Source organism: Primorskyibacter sedentarius, assembly GCF_004342065.1.
GTDB classification, from domain to species: Bacteria; Pseudomonadota; Alphaproteobacteria; order Rhodobacterales; family Rhodobacteraceae; genus Primorskyibacter; species Primorskyibacter sedentarius.
In genome coordinates, this window is sequence record NZ_SLZU01000004.1 from 18330 (window position 1) to 36604 (window position 18275).

Annotated in this window: 12 protein-coding genes; 7 read left to right on the forward strand and 5 right to left on the reverse strand. The window is 61.6% G+C overall.

Translation table 11 applies throughout. From position 1 onward, the window contains the following. Positions 1–48 precede the first annotated feature (48 nt). The 3 genes from aceE to lpdA are packed head-to-tail and all read left to right on the forward strand — an operon-like array spanning position 49 to position 5775. Entirely contained in the window at positions 49–2706 is a 2658-nt protein-coding gene (gene aceE / locus EDD52_RS08245; RefSeq protein WP_132243764.1) for a pyruvate dehydrogenase (acetyl-transferring), homodimeric type, read from the forward strand. Between the two features lie 27 nt (positions 2707–2733). Further along, positions 2734–3996, forward strand: coding sequence for a dihydrolipoyllysine-residue acetyltransferase (aceF, locus tag EDD52_RS08250; protein ID WP_132243766.1), 1263 nt, complete (start codon positions 2734–2736; stop codon positions 3994–3996). Positions 3997–4008: 12 nt separating this feature from the next. Further along, complete coding sequence (gene lpdA, locus EDD52_RS08255; RefSeq protein ID WP_132243768.1) at positions 4009–5775, forward strand: dihydrolipoyl dehydrogenase; 1767 nt, start codon at positions 4009–4011, stop codon at positions 5773–5775. 79 nt (positions 5776–5854) lie between these two features. On the opposite strand, the gene EDD52_RS08260 is transcribed toward lpdA, so the two are convergent. Further along, a complete protein-coding gene (locus EDD52_RS08260; RefSeq protein WP_132243770.1) occupies positions 5855–6613 on the reverse strand; it encodes a sulfite exporter TauE/SafE family protein in 759 nt (252 codons plus the stop codon). Positions 6614–6734: 121 nt separating this feature from the next. On the opposite strand from EDD52_RS08260, the gene radC reads away from it, so the two are divergent. After that, complete coding sequence (gene radC, locus EDD52_RS08265) at positions 6735–7499, forward strand: RadC family protein (protein WP_132243772.1); 765 nt, start codon at positions 6735–6737, stop codon at positions 7497–7499. A 58-nt stretch (positions 7500–7557) separates the two neighbouring features. On the opposite strand, the gene EDD52_RS08270 is transcribed toward radC, so the two are convergent. Together EDD52_RS08270 and secA are read right to left on the reverse strand one after the other, a co-directional pair. Beyond that, positions 7558–9114: a phosphate ABC transporter substrate-binding/OmpA family protein gene (locus EDD52_RS08270; RefSeq protein WP_132243774.1), complete on the reverse strand. Its 1557-nt coding sequence runs from the start codon at positions 9112–9114 to the stop codon at positions 7558–7560. A 146-nt stretch (positions 9115–9260) separates the two neighbouring features. Next, positions 9261–12005 (reverse strand): preprotein translocase subunit SecA, encoded by a 2745-nt coding sequence (gene secA, locus EDD52_RS08275; RefSeq protein WP_132243776.1) that lies wholly within the window; start codon positions 12003–12005, stop codon positions 9261–9263. A 177-nt stretch (positions 12006–12182) separates the two neighbouring features. Between secA and EDD52_RS08280 the strand changes: the two genes are divergently transcribed. From EDD52_RS08280 to mutT, 3 genes are all read left to right on the forward strand, one after another. Beyond that, the gene (locus tag EDD52_RS08280) at positions 12183–13034 is read left to right on the forward strand and encodes a peptidylprolyl isomerase (RefSeq protein WP_132243778.1); all 852 of its coding nucleotides are present in this window, start codon (positions 12183–12185) and stop codon (positions 13032–13034) included. Positions 13035–13037: 3 nt separating this feature from the next. Next, a complete protein-coding gene (gene argJ, locus EDD52_RS08285; RefSeq protein WP_132243780.1) occupies positions 13038–14267 on the forward strand; it encodes a bifunctional glutamate N-acetyltransferase/amino-acid acetyltransferase ArgJ in 1230 nt (409 codons plus the stop codon). 73 nt (positions 14268–14340) lie between these two features. Continuing rightward, entirely contained in the window at positions 14341–14739 is a 399-nt protein-coding gene (gene mutT / locus EDD52_RS08290; RefSeq protein ID WP_132243782.1) for an 8-oxo-dGTP diphosphatase MutT, read from the forward strand. A 384-nt stretch (positions 14740–15123) separates the two neighbouring features. On the opposite strand, the gene infB is transcribed toward mutT, so the two are convergent. Both infB and EDD52_RS08300 read right to left on the reverse strand, forming a co-directional pair. Next, positions 15124–17610 (reverse strand): translation initiation factor IF-2, encoded by a 2487-nt coding sequence (gene infB / locus EDD52_RS08295; protein WP_132243784.1) that lies wholly within the window; start codon positions 17608–17610, stop codon positions 15124–15126. A 9-nt stretch (positions 17611–17619) separates the two neighbouring features. Continuing rightward, complete coding sequence (locus EDD52_RS08300) at positions 17620–18255, reverse strand: RNA-binding protein (RefSeq protein WP_132243786.1); 636 nt, start codon at positions 18253–18255, stop codon at positions 17620–17622. Between the last annotated feature and the right edge of the window lie 20 nt (positions 18256–18275).

The following is an 18275-nucleotide window of genomic DNA, read 5'->3' on the forward strand; positions in this document are numbered from 1 at the left end:
AACGAAAACGCCGGTGACGTTGACACCGGGACCTAGGGAAGAGGATGCATGACCGACCATCAGCAAGACATCGATCCGATTGAAAGCCAGGAATGGCAGGATGCGATAGAGGATGTAATTCAGCGCGACGGTGCAGACCGTGCGCATTATCTTTTGGACAAGGCCGTAAGCCAGGCGCGTGCCGCCGGCGCGATGCTGCCATTTTCGTCAACCACGCCTTACCAGAACACGATCGGCGTGGACGACGAACTGGGGATCCCCGGCGATCAGGAGATGGAGTGGCGCATCCGCACGATCAACCGCTGGAACGCCATGGCGACAGTTGTGCGCCGCAACAAGGAAAGCAGTGAATATGGCGGGCATATCGCCAGCTTCGCGTCCTCGGCGGTCATGTATGATGTGGGCCTTAACCACTTCTGGCGCGCCAAATCTGCGATCCACGGCGGCGACCTGGTGTTCTTTCAGGGCCACGTGATCCCCGGCATCTACGCACGCAGCTTCATGGAAGGCCGCATCACCGAAGAGCAGCTGGAAAACTTCCGCTCTGAAGTGAATGGCAAGGGCCTTGCCTCTTACCCGCACCCGTGGCTGATGCCCGATTACTGGCAGTTCCCGACCGTCAGCATGGGGCTTGGCCCGCTGATGGCGATCTACCAGGCGCGGTTCATGAAATACATGCACAACCGTGGTCATATCGATATGGCCGACCGCAAGGTCTGGTGCTTCCTTGGCGATGGCGAGATGGACGAGCCGGAATCGCTTGGTGCGATCAGCCTTGCCGCCCGCGAAGGGTTGGACAACCTGATCTTCGTCGTGAACTGCAACCTGCAGCGGCTTGACGGTCCTGTGCGCGGCAACGGCAAGATCGTGCAGGAGCTTGAAGGCAACTTCCGCGGGTCCGGCTGGAACGTGATCAAGCTGCTTTGGGGCAAAGGCTGGGACGAGCTGCTGGAGAAAGACACGACCGGCCGTCTGCGTCAGCTGATGGATGAAACCGTTGACGGCGACTACCAGACCTTCAAGTCCAAGGACGGCGCCTATATCCGCAAGCATTTCTTCGGCAAATACCCTGAAACTGCTGCGCTGGTCGAAGATTGGACCGACGAGCAGATCTGGTCACTCCGCCGCGGCGGGCACGAGCCGCAGAAGGTCTATACCGCCTTCAAACGCGCGACCGAGACCAAGGGCCAGCCGACCTGCCTGCTGGTCAAGACGATCAAGGGCTACGGGATGGGCACGGCCGGCGAAGGCCAGAACACCACCCACCAGCAAAAGAAAATGGCCGAGGATCAGCTTCGTGCCTTCCGCGACCGCTTCAAGATCCCGGTATCGGACGAAGACCTGCCCAAGGCGCCGTTTGTCAGCCTGAACAACGCGCAAAAAGCCTATCTGGCAGAACGCCGAAAAGAGCTTGGCGGTGAATTTCCCAAGCGTCACTGGCGCGATGTGCCAAGCCTGGAAATCCCGCCGCTCGACAAGTTCAAGGCGCAGTTGGAAAGCACGGGCGACCGCGAAATCTCGACCACGATGGCGTTTGTGCGGATCCTGACCACGCTGCTGCGGGACAAGAAAATCGGCAAGCAGGTCGTGCCTATCGTGCCTGACGAGTCGCGCACCTTCGGCATGGAGGGCCTGTTCCGGTCCGTGGGCATCTACAACCCGCTGGGGCAGAACTACACCCCGCAAGATGCCGACCAGATGATGTATTACAAGGAATCCAAGGACGGCCAGGTGCTTCAGGAAGGCATCAACGAGGCCGGTGCCATGGCGGACTGGATCGCGGCGGCTACCGCTTATTCCAACCACGGCGTTCCGATGATCCCGTTCTACATCTACTACTCGATGTTCGGGTTCCAGCGGATCGGGGATCTGGCATGGGCGGCGGGCGACAGCCGTGCACGTGGCTTCATGCTGGGCGGCACGGCCGGGCGGACCACGCTGAACGGCGAGGGTTTGCAGCACGAGGATGGCCACAGCCATATTCTTGCAGGCACGATCCCCAACTGCATCAGCTATGACCCGACCTTCAGCTACGAGGTTGCCGTCATTGTCCAGCACGGGTTGAAGCGGATGTATCAGGATCAGGAGGACGTTTATTTCTACCTGACGCTGATGAACGAGAACTACCAGCATCCCGAAATGCCGATGGGTGTCGAAGAGGGCATCATCAAGGGCCTTTACCGGATGAAGAAAACCGCGCGTCCGGGCAAGAAGCATGTCAATCTTCTGGGCTCTGGCACGATCCTCATTCAGGCGCTGAAAGCGGCCGAGATGCTGAAGGAAGACTTCGGCGTGACCTCGGACATCTGGTCGGCCACCAGCCTCAACGAACTGGCACGCGATTGTCAGGACGTCAGCCGCTGGAACCGTCTGAACCCGCTGTCTGAACCCAAGCGGGCCTATGCCGCCGAGGTTCTGGAAGGGGCCAAGGGGCCGATCATTGCAGCCACCGACTATATGAAGAACTACGCCGAGCAGATCCGCGCCTGCGTGTCGAACCGGTTCACGGTTCTGGGTACGGACGGTTTCGGGCGGTCGGACAGCCGCGTGAACCTGCGGCGCTTCTTCGAGGTGGACGCAAATCACATCGCCGCCGCTGCCATGGTGGATCTTTTCCGCGAGGGTGCCGTGTCCGAGAAGGACCTGAAAGCCGCGCTGAGCAAATATGACATCGACGGCGAAAAGCCGAACCCGCGCCTTGTGTGACCGGCGGGACGAGAGGAGACAAGAAATATGACAACTGAAGTCAAAGTACCCGACATCGGCGATTTTAACGATGTCCCCGTGGTCACCGTCCTGGTCAGCGTTGGCGATACAATCGCCCTCGAAGATCCGATCGTTGAACTGGAATCCGACAAGGCCACGATGGAGGTTCCGTCCTCTGCCGCGGGCGTCGTCAAGGAAATCAAGGTTGCCGAAGGCGACCGCGTGTCCGAAGGCGCCGTGATCCTGATCGTTGAAGGGGAAGGGGCTGCAGAGGCCCCGAAAGAGGCGCCTGCTGCGGCCCCGGCTGCCGCGCCCGCCGCCACAGCCCCAGCGGCTGCTCCGGCAGCGGCGCCCGCGCCGGTCACGGATGCCGGATTTGGCAAGGTGCATGCCTCGCCATCGGTTCGTGCATTTGCCCGGAATGTCGAGGTCGACCTGACCAAGGTCAACGGATCCGGCCGCAAGGGACGCATCCTGCGCGAAGACGTGATGAAGGCGCTGAAATCCACGGTTGCACCTGTTGCTGCCGCTGCGGGTGGTGCTCAGGGTGGTATGGGTATCCCGCCGATCCCGGCTGTGGATTTCTCCAAATTTGGACCCATCGAAGAAGTGGAGATGTCCCGGATCAAAAAGATCTCGGGCCCTGCGCTGCACCGGTCCTGGCTGAACATCCCGCATGTGACCCATAATGACGAGGCCGACATCACCGAGCTGGACAAGTACCGCAAGGAGATGGACACGCAGGCCAAGGAAGAGGGCTACCGCGTCACGCTGCTGTCCTTTGTCATCAAGGCGAGCGTGTCGGCGCTGAAGCAGCATTGGGAATTCAACAGCTCGATCCATCCCGATGGGGACAAACTGATCAAGAAGGATTTCTACAATATCGGCTTCGCGGCGGATACGCCCAACGGCCTGATGGTTCCGGTGATCAAGGATGCGGATCGCAAGGGTCTTGTCGAGATCTCCAAAGAGCTGATGAGCCTGTCCAAAGCGGCCCGCGACGGCGAGCTGAAGTCCAAGGATATGCAGGGTGCCACCTTCACGATCTCGTCGCTTGGCGGTATCGGCGGGACATCCTTCACCCCCATCGTCAACGCACCCGAGGTGGCCATTCTGGGCCTGACACGGTCCAAGATGGCACCGGTCTGGAATGGCGAGGAGTTTGTGCCCCGCCTGATGCAGCCGCTGTCGCTGTCCTATGACCATCGTGCCGTCGATGGGGCCTTGGCTGCACGGTTCACCGTGACGCTCAAGACGCTGCTCGGCGATATGCGCAAGTTGATGTGGTAAGGAGATCGCAAGATGGACATTAAAGTTCCCGATATCGGCGATTTCACCGATGTGCCCGTCGTCACGGTTCTTGTCTCGGTTGGCGACACTGTCGCCGCCGAGGATCCGCTGATCGAGATAGAAAGCGACAAGGCCACGATGGAAGTGCCCAGCCCTGCGGCTGGGACCGTCAAGGAGATCAAGGTTTCCGAGGGCGACAAGGTCTCTGAGGGCACAGTGATCATGGTCTTCGAGGGTGCTGACGCCGCTGACGGCGCACAACCTGCCCCGGCCGAAGAGCCGGGGCCTGCCGCGCAAGGTGCCGGATCAAGTCCGGCACCGGCATCCGTGGCGGCAACCGGTACCGCCTCCGGTGCAGGCGACATCCATGCCGAGGTCGTCGTGCTTGGGTCCGGCCCTGGCGGCTACACCGCTGCGTTCCGGGCTGCCGACCTTGGCAAGAAGGTCGTCCTGATCGAGAAGTACCCCTCGCTGGGCGGCGTATGCCTGAACGTCGGGTGTATCCCGTCCAAGGCGCTGCTGCATGTCGCCAAGGTGATCACCGAGGCCGAAGAGATGGGCGCGCATGGTGTGTCGTTCACCAAGCCCAAGATCGATCTGGACGACTTGCGCAGCTTCAAGGACGGCGTTGTCGGTCAGCTGACCGGCGGGCTGAAAGGTCTGTCCAAAGGCCGCAAGGTGGAGGTCGTTCAGGGCTACGGTGTCTTCACCGGTCCGAACATGATTGAGGTCACGACGGATGACGGCGTGAAAACCGTCAGCTTTGATCAATGCATCATCGCAGCCGGGTCAGAGCCCGTAAACCTGCCCTTCATCCCGCATGACGACGATCGGGTGATCGATTCCACCGGCGCGCTGGAGCTTAAGGACATCCCGAAGCGCATGCTCGTTCTTGGCGGCGGCATCATCGGTCTGGAAATGGCCTGTGTCTATGACGCGCTTGGCTCCAAGATCACCGTGGTCGAGTTGATGGATCAAATCATCCCCGGCGCCGACAAGGACATCGTGAAGCCTTTGCACAAGCGTATCGAAGGCCGCTACGAGGCGATCAAGCTGAAGACCAAGGTCACGGCGGTCGAGGCCCAGAAGAAGGGTCTGAAAGTCACCTTCGAGGATGACAAGGGCGAGACCAGCACCGACACGTTCGACAAGATCCTGGTCGCTGTGGGTCGCAAACCCAATGGCAAGCTGATCGATGCCGAAAAGGCCGGTGTGGCGGTGGACGAACGCGGCTTCATCGCCGTTGACGGCCAGCAACGCACAGGCGTGCCGCATATTTTTGCCATTGGCGACGTCGTGGGCCAGCCAATGCTGGCGCATAAAGCTGTGCATGAAGGCAAGGTCGCTGCAGAGGTGTGCGCCGGTCAGAACCGTCACTTTGACGCCCGCCTGATCCCCTCGGTTGCCTATACCGACCCGGAGGTCGCTTGGGCCGGTGTTACCGAGACCGAGGCCAAGGCCAAAGGCATCAAGTACGAAAAGGGCGTGTTCCCATGGGCCGCGTCGGGCAAGGCGCTGTCGAATGGCCGTTCCGAAGGCATGACCAAGCTCCTGTTTGATCCCGAAGACGACCGGATCATTGGCGGGTTGATCGTCGGCACCAATGCGGGCGATCTGATTGCCGAGGTAGCGCTGGCCATCGAAATGGGCGCGGATGCGGTCGATCTGGGCCACACCATTCACCCGCACCCGACCCTGTCGGAAACGGTGAACTTCGCGGCCGAGATGTTCGAAGGCACGATCACCGACCTGATGCCGCCGAAGAAGAAAAAGCACTAGTCCGCGGGCCGTAAGGTCTTTGGCTAAACGAAGGGACCGGGAAACTCCCGGTCCTTTTTCGTTTCGCCGTGGGCGGGCGCTATTGCCGCGCGAAGAAAACAACGGTCATGATCAGCCCGACCATGACAATCCCCGCGCGCAGCAGAGCCTTGTTCTTTATGCGCTGCGCCGCCCAGCCGCCGAAAAACCCGCCCGCCATGGCTGCCACCGCCATCACCATCGCCTGCGGCCACCAGATCAGCCCTCCAAGTGCTAGGACCGCTGCCGAGATCACCGAAATGACCGCAGACATCAGGTTTTTCAGCCCGTTCATCCCGTCAAGATTGGTGAAGCCGACCAATCCCATCGTGGCGAGCAGAATGATCCCGAGGCCGCCGTTGAAATAGCCCCCATAGGTGCAGACGATGCCAAAGGCGAAAACGGACAGCGCCGCGCCCGCCTCCCCGACGCCCGCGTGTTGCAGACGCCTCACCAGCCAGGGACCGAGCGCGAAAAGGACCGTTGCGACAAGCAGCAGCCATGGCACGAGACCGGAGAACAGCTTTGACGGGGTGATCAGCAAAAGGATGGCCCCTGCCAATCCGCCGGCAAGCGCGATCAGTAATACGTTTCGCAGCCTCAATGCGCCTTCCTGCGCGATACTGCTGCGGAAGGCATATGCGCTGGCAAAATAGCCGGGGAGGGCCGCAACCGTGGCGGTTGCATTGGCTGCGATCGGGGGAACACCGGTGAAGATGAGCGCGGGAAAAGTCAGGAACGTACCGCCGCCCGCAACGGCATTCAGAACACCCGCCGCGAAACCGCTGGCCAGCAATAGAAAGATCGTATCGAAACTCATGAATGCTGCCCCGGCCTGCGTCTGCAAGCTCTAGCGCGGCATGGCTGCGAAGGGCAAGCGCACCGATGGTCTGCGTCAGGCGTTAACGCTTTCCTTACCGTCCCTTCGACATTCTTTCCCCATGAGTCGCAGTCAGAATTTCTCCGAACCGCCCTTGCCGATCTTCCTTGCGGACGAGGCTGAACCGGTGCCGGTCCGCGCGGGCGGCAAGGTGCCGTCCTACATGGCGGACCATCGCAAACGGCTGCGCGAACGCTTCATGGCGGGCGGCGCAGACGCGATGCCGGATTACGAATTGCTGGAGCTGCTCTTGTTCCGGGCGATCCCCAGACAGGATGTCAAACCGCTGGCCCGATTGCTGATCGAGACCTTTGGCGATTTCAACCGTGTCGTCTCTGCCCCGGTCACCCGATTGGAAGAGGTCAGGGGCGTTGGCCCCGCCGTCATACAGGAACTCAAGATCGTGGAGGCCGCAGCGCACCGTCTTTCCCGCGCAAAAGTCATCCAAAGGCAGGTCGTCTCTAGCTGGGATGCCTTGCTGGATTACTGCCACACCACGATGGCCCATCGCGAGACAGAGCAGTTTCGCGTTCTGTTTCTGGATCGCAAGAACGTGCTGGTCGCTGACGAGGCGCAGGCCCAAGGCACGGTTGATCATGTCCCCGTCTATCCCAGAGAGGTCGTGAAACGGGCGTTGGAGCTGAATGCAAGCGCGCTGATCCTTGTCCACAACCACCCGTCCGGTGATCCGACCCCCTCGCAATCCGACATCGACATGACGCGGCAGATCCAGACAGCGGCAGAGGCGTTGGGCCTGACCCTGCACGACCACCTGATCGTCGGAAAGTCGCGTGAGCTAAGCTTCCGGGCCGAGGGCTTGCTCTGAGCATTGCTCCGCCAGATGCCACCCCGTGACGCGCATTAGGCGGCAGGACGGTTGCCTGTCATTGAAGCCAGACCTCAACCCTGCGGTTCACCTGACGCCCCCAGCTTGTATCGTCACAGGCCATTGGCATGGCTTCGCCATAGGCGTCGGTTTCGATCTCGATACTGTCCATCCGCGCGGTTTTGGCGGCTGACAGGACGGCATCGCGCACAACCAACGCGCGGCGGGCAGCGATAGTCAGGTTGGTGTCGGCCGGGCCCTGACCGTCGCTGAAGCCTACAAAGACCAGCTTCCTGTTGTCATAGCGACCTGCCTCCAACGCCCGCGCCAGTTGTTGCACGTTAGAGCGGGACTGCGCATCCAGACCGGCAGAGCCGGGCTCGAAACGGAAAGAGGTGGTCAGCCGCCGCATTCCGCTCAGGCTTTGCGTCATCTCGCGCAGCCCGTCCAGCCCACCCACATCCCCGGCCACGCGGATAGCGTTCACGAAGCGGTCACCTTGCAGACTCACCGGGATTTCCTCGGGCGCCTGATCGACATAGCCGGTCCGGCGGATGACGATCTGGGCCGTCTGGCTGCGTGTGAAGGTCAGGAAATCGCGTGCCAGTTCCGGCAGGCGACGGGCGGGGAGGTATAAAAACAGCGGCGTTGTGAGCGGATAGTCCTCGGTCTTTACGCCGCGGCGTGTGGCGCTCTGCGAAAACCCGCATGTACCGATCAGTGTCAGGGCGCGGGTTGTCCCAAGGTCCGAAAAGCTGGCGATGCCCAGCCCGTGCGGATCGCCCGACACGGCCTGAGTGACGTCCCGGTTGGTGGGATGCCTGCTGATGGCCTGCGTGAATTTGAGGTTGGCGGGCCGCAGCAACCTGTCCTCTATGGATTGGCTAAGCCCGGTCTGCCCTTCTGGCAGGTATATGTTGATCGGCGCGTCCAGCCCCCCGAAGGCCTGCCAATTGTCGATCTTGCCGGACAGTACCTGCGCAAGACCCGCAAGACTGATCGCCTTCACCGGGTTTCTGGCCGCGACCACGGGCAAAAGCGCGTCCAGCGCCAGAACGCGGCTGCGGTTCACTCCGCGCAGGCGGCCCAACCCAGCCTCACGGGCGAGTTTCGCCTCGGAGGAGCGGACCTCGCGCAGCGCCATGGCAATATCGGCCTCGTCCGCCAGCAAGTCGGCAAAGCCTTCATCGGTCGTGGTCACGCGGAAACGGAACAGGCCAAGGTCGCGGCCGTCCTTGTTGGCGATGCGGTAGGTGAAGTGGCTGTCGTCCAGCGTTTCGCGGGTAGCCCGGAGGTCATTGCGCAGCGCGAAGGCCTCGATCAGGGCGGGCATCAGCACGCCGCCCAGAGCCGCAGAGCCGGAAATCTGCACATCCGCCACGTAAGTCTCTGGATCCTGACAGCCGTCGCCGACGCAGACCAGACGCGTCCCATCGACAGTCAGCTCGCCATAATCGGTGGACAGGCGGTATAAGGCGCCGTCGAATCCCAGAACAGTCCCGGAAATCGAGAGATTTCCGTCCGGCGTGGTCAGGGTAACTTCCTGCGCAGACAGGACACTTGCCTTAGCCACAATGAAAAATGCGGCGATCATCGCCGCACGCATCAATCCCATGTCGGTTCCCGGTTCGCGTTCTGTCAGTTGGCGGCAAGTGTCGGGCTTTCGCCACAGCTTTTCAACCACGGACTGCAGCAGGCGAGGCGCGTGTTGTGCGTTATCCCCAAACGGCCGGAGAATGCCAGCGCCTCGCCTGTCGCAAGTCAGGTCAGCTTGCCGTGGCAGTGCTTGAACTTCTTGCCGGACCCGCAAGGGCAGGGATCGTTGCGGCCCGGATTGCCCCAGGTTTCGGGGTTTGCCTCGTCGAAACCCTCTGCAGCGGTCCCTGCGGCCGTCGCGACTGCGGCGCCGGATGCCGGGGCGCTGTCGGGTGTCGGGGCCGGGGGCGCGGCGGCGGCTTCGGCCTGCCGTTGCAGCATCGCCTGCTGAGCGGCAATCTGCTGTGCCATGGCCTTTTGCTCTTCTTCGCTCATCGGGCGGATCTGCCCAAGCTTCTGAGTCACTTCGGCACGAAGGCTGTCCAGCATGGTTTCGAAAAGCTGGAAGGCTTCGGTCTTGTATTCGTTCAGCGGATCGCGCTGGGCATAGCCACGGAACCCAACGACAGAGCGGAGATGTTCCAGCGTCAGAAGATGCTCGCGCCACTTGCCGTCGATGGTCTGAAGCAGGATCTGTTTCTCAATCTGGCGCATGGTCGCTTCGCCGAAGGCCTCAAGCTTCTTGGCCATGCTCTTTTCCGCGGCCTCTTCCAGACGCTCGCGGATTACCTCGTCGTCAACACCTTCCTCTTCGCCCCAGGCAATGACCGGTTCGTCGATATTGAGGTGTTCGATCACCGCCGCATATAGCCCCTGCATGTCCCACTGGTCCGCATAGGTCTTTGGCGGGATGTATTGGGTCACCAGATCATCGATCACCTGCTCGCGCATGTCCTGCGTGATTTCCGACAGATCCTCGGTTTCCATGATCTCGCGGCGCTGGCTGAAGATCACCTTGCGCTGGTCGTTCATTACGTCATCGAACTTCAGCAACTGCTTGCGGATGTCGAAGTTGCGTCCCTCGACCTTGGCCTGCGCACGTTCCAGCGATTTGTTGACCCAAGGATGCACAATCGCCTCGCCTTCCTTCATGCCAAGCGACGACAGCACCTTGTCCAGACGCTCTGACCCGAAGATCCGCATCAGGTCGTCTTCGAGCGACAGGAAGAAGGAAGAGCGGCCCGGATCACCCTGACGGCCCGACCGGCCGCGCAGCTGGTTGTCGATCCGGCGGCTTTCGTGGCGCTCTGTCGCGAGAACGAACAAGCCGCCCGCGTCCTTCACCGCCTGTTCGTCGGCGGCATGCCCTGCTTCGATCCGGCTGCGGATTTCGTCCGGGTTAGCCTCCGGGTCTGCTGCGAGCGCCTCCATCACCTTGAATTCGACATTGCCGCCAAGTTTGATGTCCGTCCCACGGCCCGCCATGTTCGTCGCGATGGTAATCGCGCCTAGCTTGCCCGCGTCGGCGACGATCTGCGCTTCCTGTTCGTGCTGACGCGCGTTCAGAACGTTGTGCTTCAGCCCGGCAGTTGTCAGCAGTTGCGACAGCATTTCCGACTTCTCGATAGAGGTCGTGCCCACCAGCACCGGCTGGCCCTTTTCATGTGCCAGCTTGATCTCTTCAACGATGGCATCATATTTTTCGCGCGCCGTGCGGTAGACCTTGTCGTCATCGTCGATCCGCGCGATTTCACGGTTGGTCGGAACCTCGACCACGCCCAGACCGTAGATTTCGGAAAATTCCTCGGCTTCGGTGGTGGCCGTCCCGGTCATGCCGGCAAGCTTGTCATAAAGGCGGAAGTAGTTCTGGAAGGTCACGCTGGCGAGCGTCACGTTCTCGGGCTGGATCTTGCAGTCTTCCTTGGCCTCGATGGCCTGGTGCAAGCCTTCGGACAGGCGACGCCCGGCCATCATGCGGCCGGTGAATTCGTCAATCAGGACCACGTTGCCGTCGCGGACGATATAGTCCTTGTCCTTCTGGAACAGCTTATGCGCGCGCAGACCCTGGTTCACATGGTGAACAATTGTCGTGCTCTCGGGGTCGTAAAGCGATTGCCCCTCGGGCAGAATTCCGCGGGCGAGCAGATGCTTTTCCAGAAACTCGTTGCCTTCGTCGGTGAAGGTCACGTTCCGCGTCTTTTCGTCGATCGTATAGTGTTCGTCCGTCAGATCGGGGATCAAACGGTCGATGCTGACATACAGCTCGGACCGATCCTGCGCCGGGCCCGAAATGATCAGAGGCGTCCGCGCTTCGTCGATCAGGATGCTGTCCACTTCGTCGACGATGGCGAAATAGTGGTCGCGCTGGCTCATCTGGCTCAGCTCTGACTTCATGTTGTCGCGCAGATAGTCAAAGCCTAGCTCGTTGTTCGTCGCGTAGGTGATGTCGCAGGCATAGGCTGCGCGCTTCTCTTCCTCGGGCTGCTGGGGGTAGACGACACCGGTCGTCATGCCTAGTGCGGCATAAACCTTGCTCATCCACTCGGCATCCCGACGGGCGAGGTAGTCGTTGACGGTAACGATATGCACGCCCCTGCCGGTGAGTGCGTTCAGATAGGCCGGGAAGGTCGCGACAAGCGTCTTGCCCTCACCGGTCTTCATTTCGGAAATATTGCCCTGATGCATGAAGATGCCGCCCATCAGCTGCACATCAAAGGCGCGCAGGCCCAAAGCGCGCTTGGCGCCTTCACGGCAGTTGGCGAAGGCTTCTGGCAGCAGATCATCCAGCTTGGCGCCGTCGGCCAGCCGCTTGCGCAGCTCCTCGGTCTTCTCGATCAGCCCCTCGTCGGACAGTTTCTCGAATTCCGGCTCCAAGGCATTGACCTTTTCGACCAGCGGTCGGGTCGCCTTTATCTGGCGGTCATTCGGGGTTCCGAATACCTTCCGCGCGAGTTTTCCGATTCCCAGCATGGTCTCTCCGTCGCTTTCTGACGCCATCGTGTGTGGCATCCTGCTTGCCCGCCCCGCGTACACCCCATATGAGTCGGGTGAATGACCGGCCCGGCAAAGGCCCTTCGGCGATGTAAGGGTCGGTCGGAAAAGTGTCAACGCCGCCCAAGGGCGCATCCGCCCAAGAAGGACGAAACAATGCCAAAACACCTCCTTAAACTGTCGACAATCGCGCTGCTCTGCACAACGGCGCTTCCGGTGCAGGCCCTTGACGCCCCCACCGCCGATACGGTTGTTGCCACTGTGGACGGCACCGAGATCACGCTTGGTCACATGATCATGGTGCGTGCCGGACTGCCCGAGCAGTACCAGCAGGTGCCTGCCGAAGTGTTGTTCGACGGCATCCTTGAGCAGTTGGTCCAGCAAGCGGCTCTGGCGCAGTCCGAAGGGGCCGAAGAAAGCCGGCGGGTGAAGATCGCGCTCGACAATGAGCGCCGCACCCTGTTGGCGAGCGAAGCCATCGAGCAGGTCGCCACCGCAGCGGTCAGCGAAGAGGCGTTGCAGTCGGCTTACGACGCGAAATACGCCAGTGCAGAGCTGGGACAGGAATACAACGCCTCGCATATCCTTGTCGCGACCGAAGAAGAGGCCGCGGCCATTGCCGAAGAGCTCGACGGCGGTGCCGATTTCGCGGAGCTTGCACGCGAGAAATCGACTGGCCCTTCCGGTCCCAACGGGGGCGAGCTTGGCTGGTTCAGCGCGGGCATGATGGTGGCACCCTTCCAGGAGGCCGTCGAAACCCTCGAAGCAGGCACGATCTCTGGCCCGGTCCAGACCGATTTCGGCTGGCATGTCATCAAGCTGAACGAGACACGCGCCCTGGCGGCGCCTGAACTGGATGCCGTTCGCGATGAGCTGACCGGAGAGGTTCAGCGCGCCGCCGTAGAGGCGAAGATCACCGAACTGGTCGAGGCCTCCGAGGTCGAAAAGGTCTCCAAGGAAGAGATCGACGTCAACGCGCTGAACGATCTCAGCCTGCTCGAGGACTGATCCATGGCGAAGACTCTCGCGGTCTCTCCTCTCGCTCCGGCCAATTTTCCGGAGCTTCCCGTGATCGGCGGCGTGGATTTCGCTGTTGCCGAGGCGGGCGTACGCTATGCCGGGCGCACGGATGTGATGCTGGCCCGGCTGGTGCCGGGCAGCACGGTTGCGGGCGTCTTCACCCGGTCAGCCACGCGGTCGGCCCCCGTGCTCGACTGTCAGGAAAAGCTGGGCGGCGATCAGGCATCCGGGGCGGCGATCATCGTGAATTCCGGCAACTCCAACGCGTTTACCGGGCGCAACGGGGTCGATGCCACACGCGCGGTGACCACGGCTGTGGCGGCAACGCTTGATCTGCCCGAAACGCGGGTCTTCAGCTCCTCCACCGGCGTGATCGGAGAGCCCCTGCCGCATGACCGCATCACGGCCAAGCTTGACGAGCTGAAAGGCGCGCTCGCGCCCGGCGGTATCGCGGCCGCGGCCCGTGCGATCATGACCACGGACACATTCCCGAAAGGCAGCGCCGCGACGGTGACGCTGCCCGGCGGGACGGTGCAGATCGCCGGGATTGCCAAAGGGTCGGGGATGATCGCCCCGGATATGGCCACGATGCTGGTCTATATCTTTACCGATGCAAAGATCGGCTTCGATGCCCTGCAGCCCATGGTGTCGGAGATCAGCGATAGCACGTTCAACTGCATCACCGTGGACAGCGACACATCAACTTCGGACACCCTTCTGATGGCCGCTACGGGCGCGTCTGGCGTGGCAGTCGAGGCGGGGAATGACGCCTTCCGCGCCGCGCTGCACAAGGTCATGCTGGACCTCGCCCATCAGGTTGTGCGCGACGGTGAAGGGGCCACGAAATTCGTCGAGGTCAACGTGACGGGTGCTGCCTCGGACGCCGATGCACGCACCCACGCTTTGGCCATCGCCAATTCGCCGCTGGTGAAGACCGCCATCGCGGGCGAGGATCCGAACTGGGGTCGGATCGTCATGGCGATCGGAAAATCCGGTGCTGCGGCAGATCGGGACCTGCTTACCATCCGTTTCGGGGATGTGCTGGTCGCGGAAAACGGCTGGGTGTCACCCGAGTACCGCGAGGAGCAGGGCGCGGCCGTCATGAAGCAGCCCGAAATTCCGATCAATGTCACGCTTGGCCTTGGTCAGGGCTCGGCGACGGTCTGGACCTGCGACCTGACCCACGGCTACATCTCGATCAACGCCGATTATCGGTCCTGAGCGTTATCGTGGCGCAAAAATCCAAGGGTTGCAGGGGCTTGCCCCTGTCCCCGCCTTAAATTCAAGGACAGTGATGAAGACCATTCTCGTATCCGCTGTCGCCCTGATCGACCGCGACGGACGGGTGCTGCTTGCGCAGCGGCCCGAAGGTAAATCGATGGCCGGCCTGTGGGAGTTTCCAGGCGGCAAGGTAGAGCCGGGCGAGACACCCGAAGCCGCGCTTATCCGGGAATTGCAGGAAGAACTGGGTATCGATACATGGGCAAGCTGTCTGGCCCCGCTGACCTTTGCCAGCCACGGCTATGACGATTTTCACCTTCTGATGCCGCTCTTTGCCTGCCGCAAGTGGGAGGGGATTCCGCGCGCCCAAGAAGGCCAAACCCTGAAATGGGTGCGCCCGCAGGACCTGCGCGACTACCCCATGCCACCCGCAGATATTCCGCTGATTGCAATACTTCGCGACTGGTTATAGGCAAAAAGCTGCCGTAGCGTCAGTCTTGCGCCAAAAAAATGGACATTTCGTCTGAAATGTCCTCATATCGATAAACTTGCTTCTAGTTCGTTAACCATTGCTTCGTACTTTCCACTTGTCGTTGAAATTGGGGAAGAGCTGACATGGTGAAAACCATCATAGTTGGAAGCTGCGTATCAGTTCAGGGAACGGTTGAGACCACATTCTCGGACGGGCGGATTGCCGTGCGTGTCGGGAGCCAAGTCTTTACCGGCGTTCCTGCGTCGCACGCGTCCTGAGCGTTTCAAGCAGTCAAATGGCGACGGCCTGACGTAGAAAACGCGATCCAAAGAAAAAGGGGAGGCAAATTTGCCTCCCCTTATCAATTTGTCGCGGTGCGCTGGATCAGTCGAGCTTGCGCTCGACTTCCTCGCGCTCGAAAATCTCGATGACATCGTCGGGACGAATATCGTCGTAGTTTTCGAAGGCCATGCCGCATTCCTGACCCGAAATCACCTCTGGCACTTCGTCCTTGAAGCGTTTCAGCGTCTTCAGCGTGCCTTCGTGGATCACCACGTCGTCGCGCAGCAGGCGCACACCGGCAGAGCGGCGCGCGATGCCTTCGGTGACCAGACAGCCGGCAACCTTGCCGACACCGGTGACCTTGAACACTTCCTTGATCTTCGCATAGCCGATGAACCGCTCGCGAATCTCGTTGGACAGCAGGCCGGACGCGGCAGCTTTCACATCGTCCACGAGGTCGTAGATCACCGAATAGTAGCGGATCTCCACGCCCTTCTGGTTGGCCGTGTTCCGGGCGCTGGCATTGGCACGGACGTTGAAGCCGATGATCGGCGCGCCGGAGGCTTCGGCCAGCCCGACATCGGTTTCCGTGATCGCACCCACACCGTAATGCAGGACGCGCACGCGCACCTCGTCGTTGCCGATCTTTTCCATCGCCTGGACAATCGCCTCGGCAGACCCCTGTACGTCGGCCTTGACCAGAACCGGCAGCTCGCTGACGTTCTCGTCGTCCTTGGCCTTCGCCATAAGCTGTTCCAGCGTCGTCGCGGCACCCGCTGCGGCGCGCTTTTCCTTGGCGGCGCTGGCACGGTATTCTGCGATTTCGCGGGCCTGAGCCTCTGTCGCAGTGACGTTCAGCACGTCGCCGGCCTCTGGCGTTCCGTTCAGGCCAAGCACTTCGACCGGAACCGACGGACCTGCCTCTGTGACACGTTCGCCCTGATCGTTGATAAGCGCGCGGACCTTACCGTACTGCTCACCCACAACAAAGATATCGCCCTGCCGCAACGTGCCGTTCTGAACGAGAACAGTCGCTACGGGGCCACGGCCCACGTCGAGCTGCGCTTCGATCACGGCACCCTGAGCGGCGCGGCTTGGATTTGCCTTGAGGTCGAGGATCTCTGCCTGAAGCGCGATGGCTTCGAGCAGGTTATCGAGCCCCTGACCGGTGATGGCCGAAACCTCGACATCCTGCACGTCGCCGGACATCTTTTCGACGATCACCTCGTGCTGAAGCAGATCGGTACGCACCTTGTCCGGGTTGGCGGCAGGCTTGTCGACCTTGTTGATCGCCACGATCATCGGCACGTCGGCAGCCTTGGCGTGGTTGATGGCTTCGATGGTCTGCGGCATGACCGCGTCATCGGCCGCCACCACAAGCACCACGATATCCGTCACCTGAGCACCGCGTGAGCGCATCGAGGTAAAGGCCGCGTGGCCGGGCGTGTCGAGGAATGACAGCACCGCACCGCTATCGGTAGTCACCTGGTAGGCGCCGATATGCTGGGTGATGCCGCCAGCCTCGCCCGCGACGACCTTGGCGTCACGAATCGCATCCAGCAGCGACGTCTTGCCGTGGTCGACATGGCCCATGATCGTGATGACCGGCGGACGCGGCTTCAGATCCTCGGGCTTGTCCTCGACCTGTTCGATGACCTGTTCCACATCGGCATCGGAGACGCGGGTCACCTTGTGACCAAACTCTTCGATGATCAGTTCCGCAGTGTCGGCGTCGATCGACTGGTTCTGGGTCGCCATGATGCCGTTCTGCATTAGCGCCTTGACCACGTCGGCCACGCGCTCTGCCATCCGGTTGGCAAGTTCACCCACCGTGATCGCTTCGGGCAATTGCACGTCGCGCACGACCTTTTCACGCTCGACCGGACCGCCCATCGCCTTCTGGCGGGCACGTTCCTGCTTGCGCTTCATCGCGGCCATCGACTTCTGCCGACCGCCTTCGCCAGACAGCGCCTGGTTCAGCGTCAGCTTGCCGGACCTGCGCCCGTCGTCGCGAGATTTATTGCGGCCACCGCGATCATCGTCATCGCGGCCTTTCTTCCGGGCCGTCGTCGGCGCAGAGGGGCCACCGGCCGTCTTCGCGGGACGCGGAGCGGCTTCGGGCTTGGGCGCTGCCGGTTCTTCGGCGGCCTTGGAGGCGGCTGCGGCGGCATCGCGGGCCCGACGCTCTTCCTCTTCCGCCTTCTGGCGGGCCTTTTCCTCGGCTTCGCGCTGTTCGCGCTCTTTCTGTTCCTTTTCGGCACGCATGCGCTCGCGCTCTTCTGCGCGTGCCTTTTCGTCAGCCGCGCGCTTGGCGGCCTCTTCGACTTCGCGTGCCTTGGCGGCCTGAACGGCCTTCAGGCGGCGATCCATTTCGGCGTCGGAGATCCCCGCAGGACGCGGACCCTTGCCACCGACAGAACCGCTGCCGCCCGTTGGCTTTGACGCACCGGGCTTGGGAACCACAACGCGCTTGCGCTTGGTCTCAACCACGACGTTCTTTGTCCGCCCATGGCTGAAGCTTTGCTTCACATTCCCTGACCGGGGACCACCGCGCAAACCCAAAGTCTTTTTACCGTCGCTATCGCTCATAAAGCTCTCTTATCCTTTCCGACGGCCCCTGCCGCCGCGATCTGCATCGGACGCGCCGATGCGCATGCCCTTCAGTCGTTGGGCATCCTCTACAACACGTTGCGTGAGTCCACCAGCGCCAAGCGCGCCATGTATCACAGTTTGTCGTCCGAACGCCAAGCCCAGCTCTTCCGAAGTGAGCCAACCAATGAAATTGCCATAATGCGGCGTGCTGAGCTTGGACTTCCCGCGCTCAGACCCGTCGCTGGCCTGAATCAGAACCTGTGCCTCTTCCTTTGACAGCCAGTCCTTCACCTTCTCGTACCCGGCGACCGCGCCGCCGGATTTGCGTGCCAGGCTGACAAGGTCCACGACCCGTCGCACCAGCAATGTCTCTACCAGATCCGCCAAACCGTCCGGTATCTGAACCGGTTGCTTTGCGGCCCTCGCGAACAGACCCTTTGCAGCCGCTTTTTCAATCGCGGCCCTGTCGGCCTTTACCCAGATGCCCCGACCGGGCAGGCGCCCCAGGATGTCGGGGACGATCTGGTTCTCCGGACCGACCACGAAACGGATCAGCCCCGCCGCGGGTTGTACTTCGCCCGTGGCGATGCATTTGCGCTCCGGTCCGTCCTCACGGTCCTTCTGGCGTCCGCCACGAGTCATTCTACGCCCCCGCTACCGGC

What these genes read in the sequence shown, in the direction of transcription:
- EDD52_RS08260 (WP_132243770.1), bottom strand. Translation starts at nt 6,613, where the DNA reads ATGAGTTTCGATACGATCTTTCTATTGCTGGCCAGCGGTTTCGCGGCG.
- radC (WP_132243772.1), top strand. Translation starts at nt 6,735, where the DNA reads ATGAGTCGCAGTCAGAATTTCTCCGAACCGCCCTTGCCGATCTTCCTT.
- mutT (WP_132243782.1), top strand. Translation starts at nt 14,341, where the DNA reads ATGAAGACCATTCTCGTATCCGCTGTCGCCCTGATCGACCGCGACGGA.
- infB (WP_132243784.1), bottom strand. Translation starts at nt 17,610, where the DNA reads ATGAGCGATAGCGACGGTAAAAAGACTTTGGGTTTGCGCGGTGGTCCC.
- secA (WP_132243776.1), bottom strand. Translation starts at nt 12,005, where the DNA reads ATGCTGGGAATCGGAAAACTCGCGCGGAAGGTATTCGGAACCCCGAAT.
- aceE (WP_132243764.1), top strand. Translation starts at nt 49, where the DNA reads ATGACCGACCATCAGCAAGACATCGATCCGATTGAAAGCCAGGAATGG.
- EDD52_RS08270 (WP_132243774.1), bottom strand. Translation starts at nt 9,114, where the DNA reads ATGGGATTGATGCGTGCGGCGATGATCGCCGCATTTTTCATTGTGGCT.
- lpdA (WP_132243768.1), top strand. Translation starts at nt 4,009, where the DNA reads ATGGACATTAAAGTTCCCGATATCGGCGATTTCACCGATGTGCCCGTC.
- aceF (WP_132243766.1), top strand. Translation starts at nt 2,734, where the DNA reads ATGACAACTGAAGTCAAAGTACCCGACATCGGCGATTTTAACGATGTC.
- argJ (WP_132243780.1), top strand. Translation starts at nt 13,038, where the DNA reads ATGGCGAAGACTCTCGCGGTCTCTCCTCTCGCTCCGGCCAATTTTCCG.
- EDD52_RS08300 (WP_132243786.1), bottom strand. Translation starts at nt 18,255, where the DNA reads ATGACTCGTGGCGGACGCCAGAAGGACCGTGAGGACGGACCGGAGCGC.
- EDD52_RS08280 (WP_132243778.1), top strand. Translation starts at nt 12,183, where the DNA reads ATGCCAAAACACCTCCTTAAACTGTCGACAATCGCGCTGCTCTGCACA.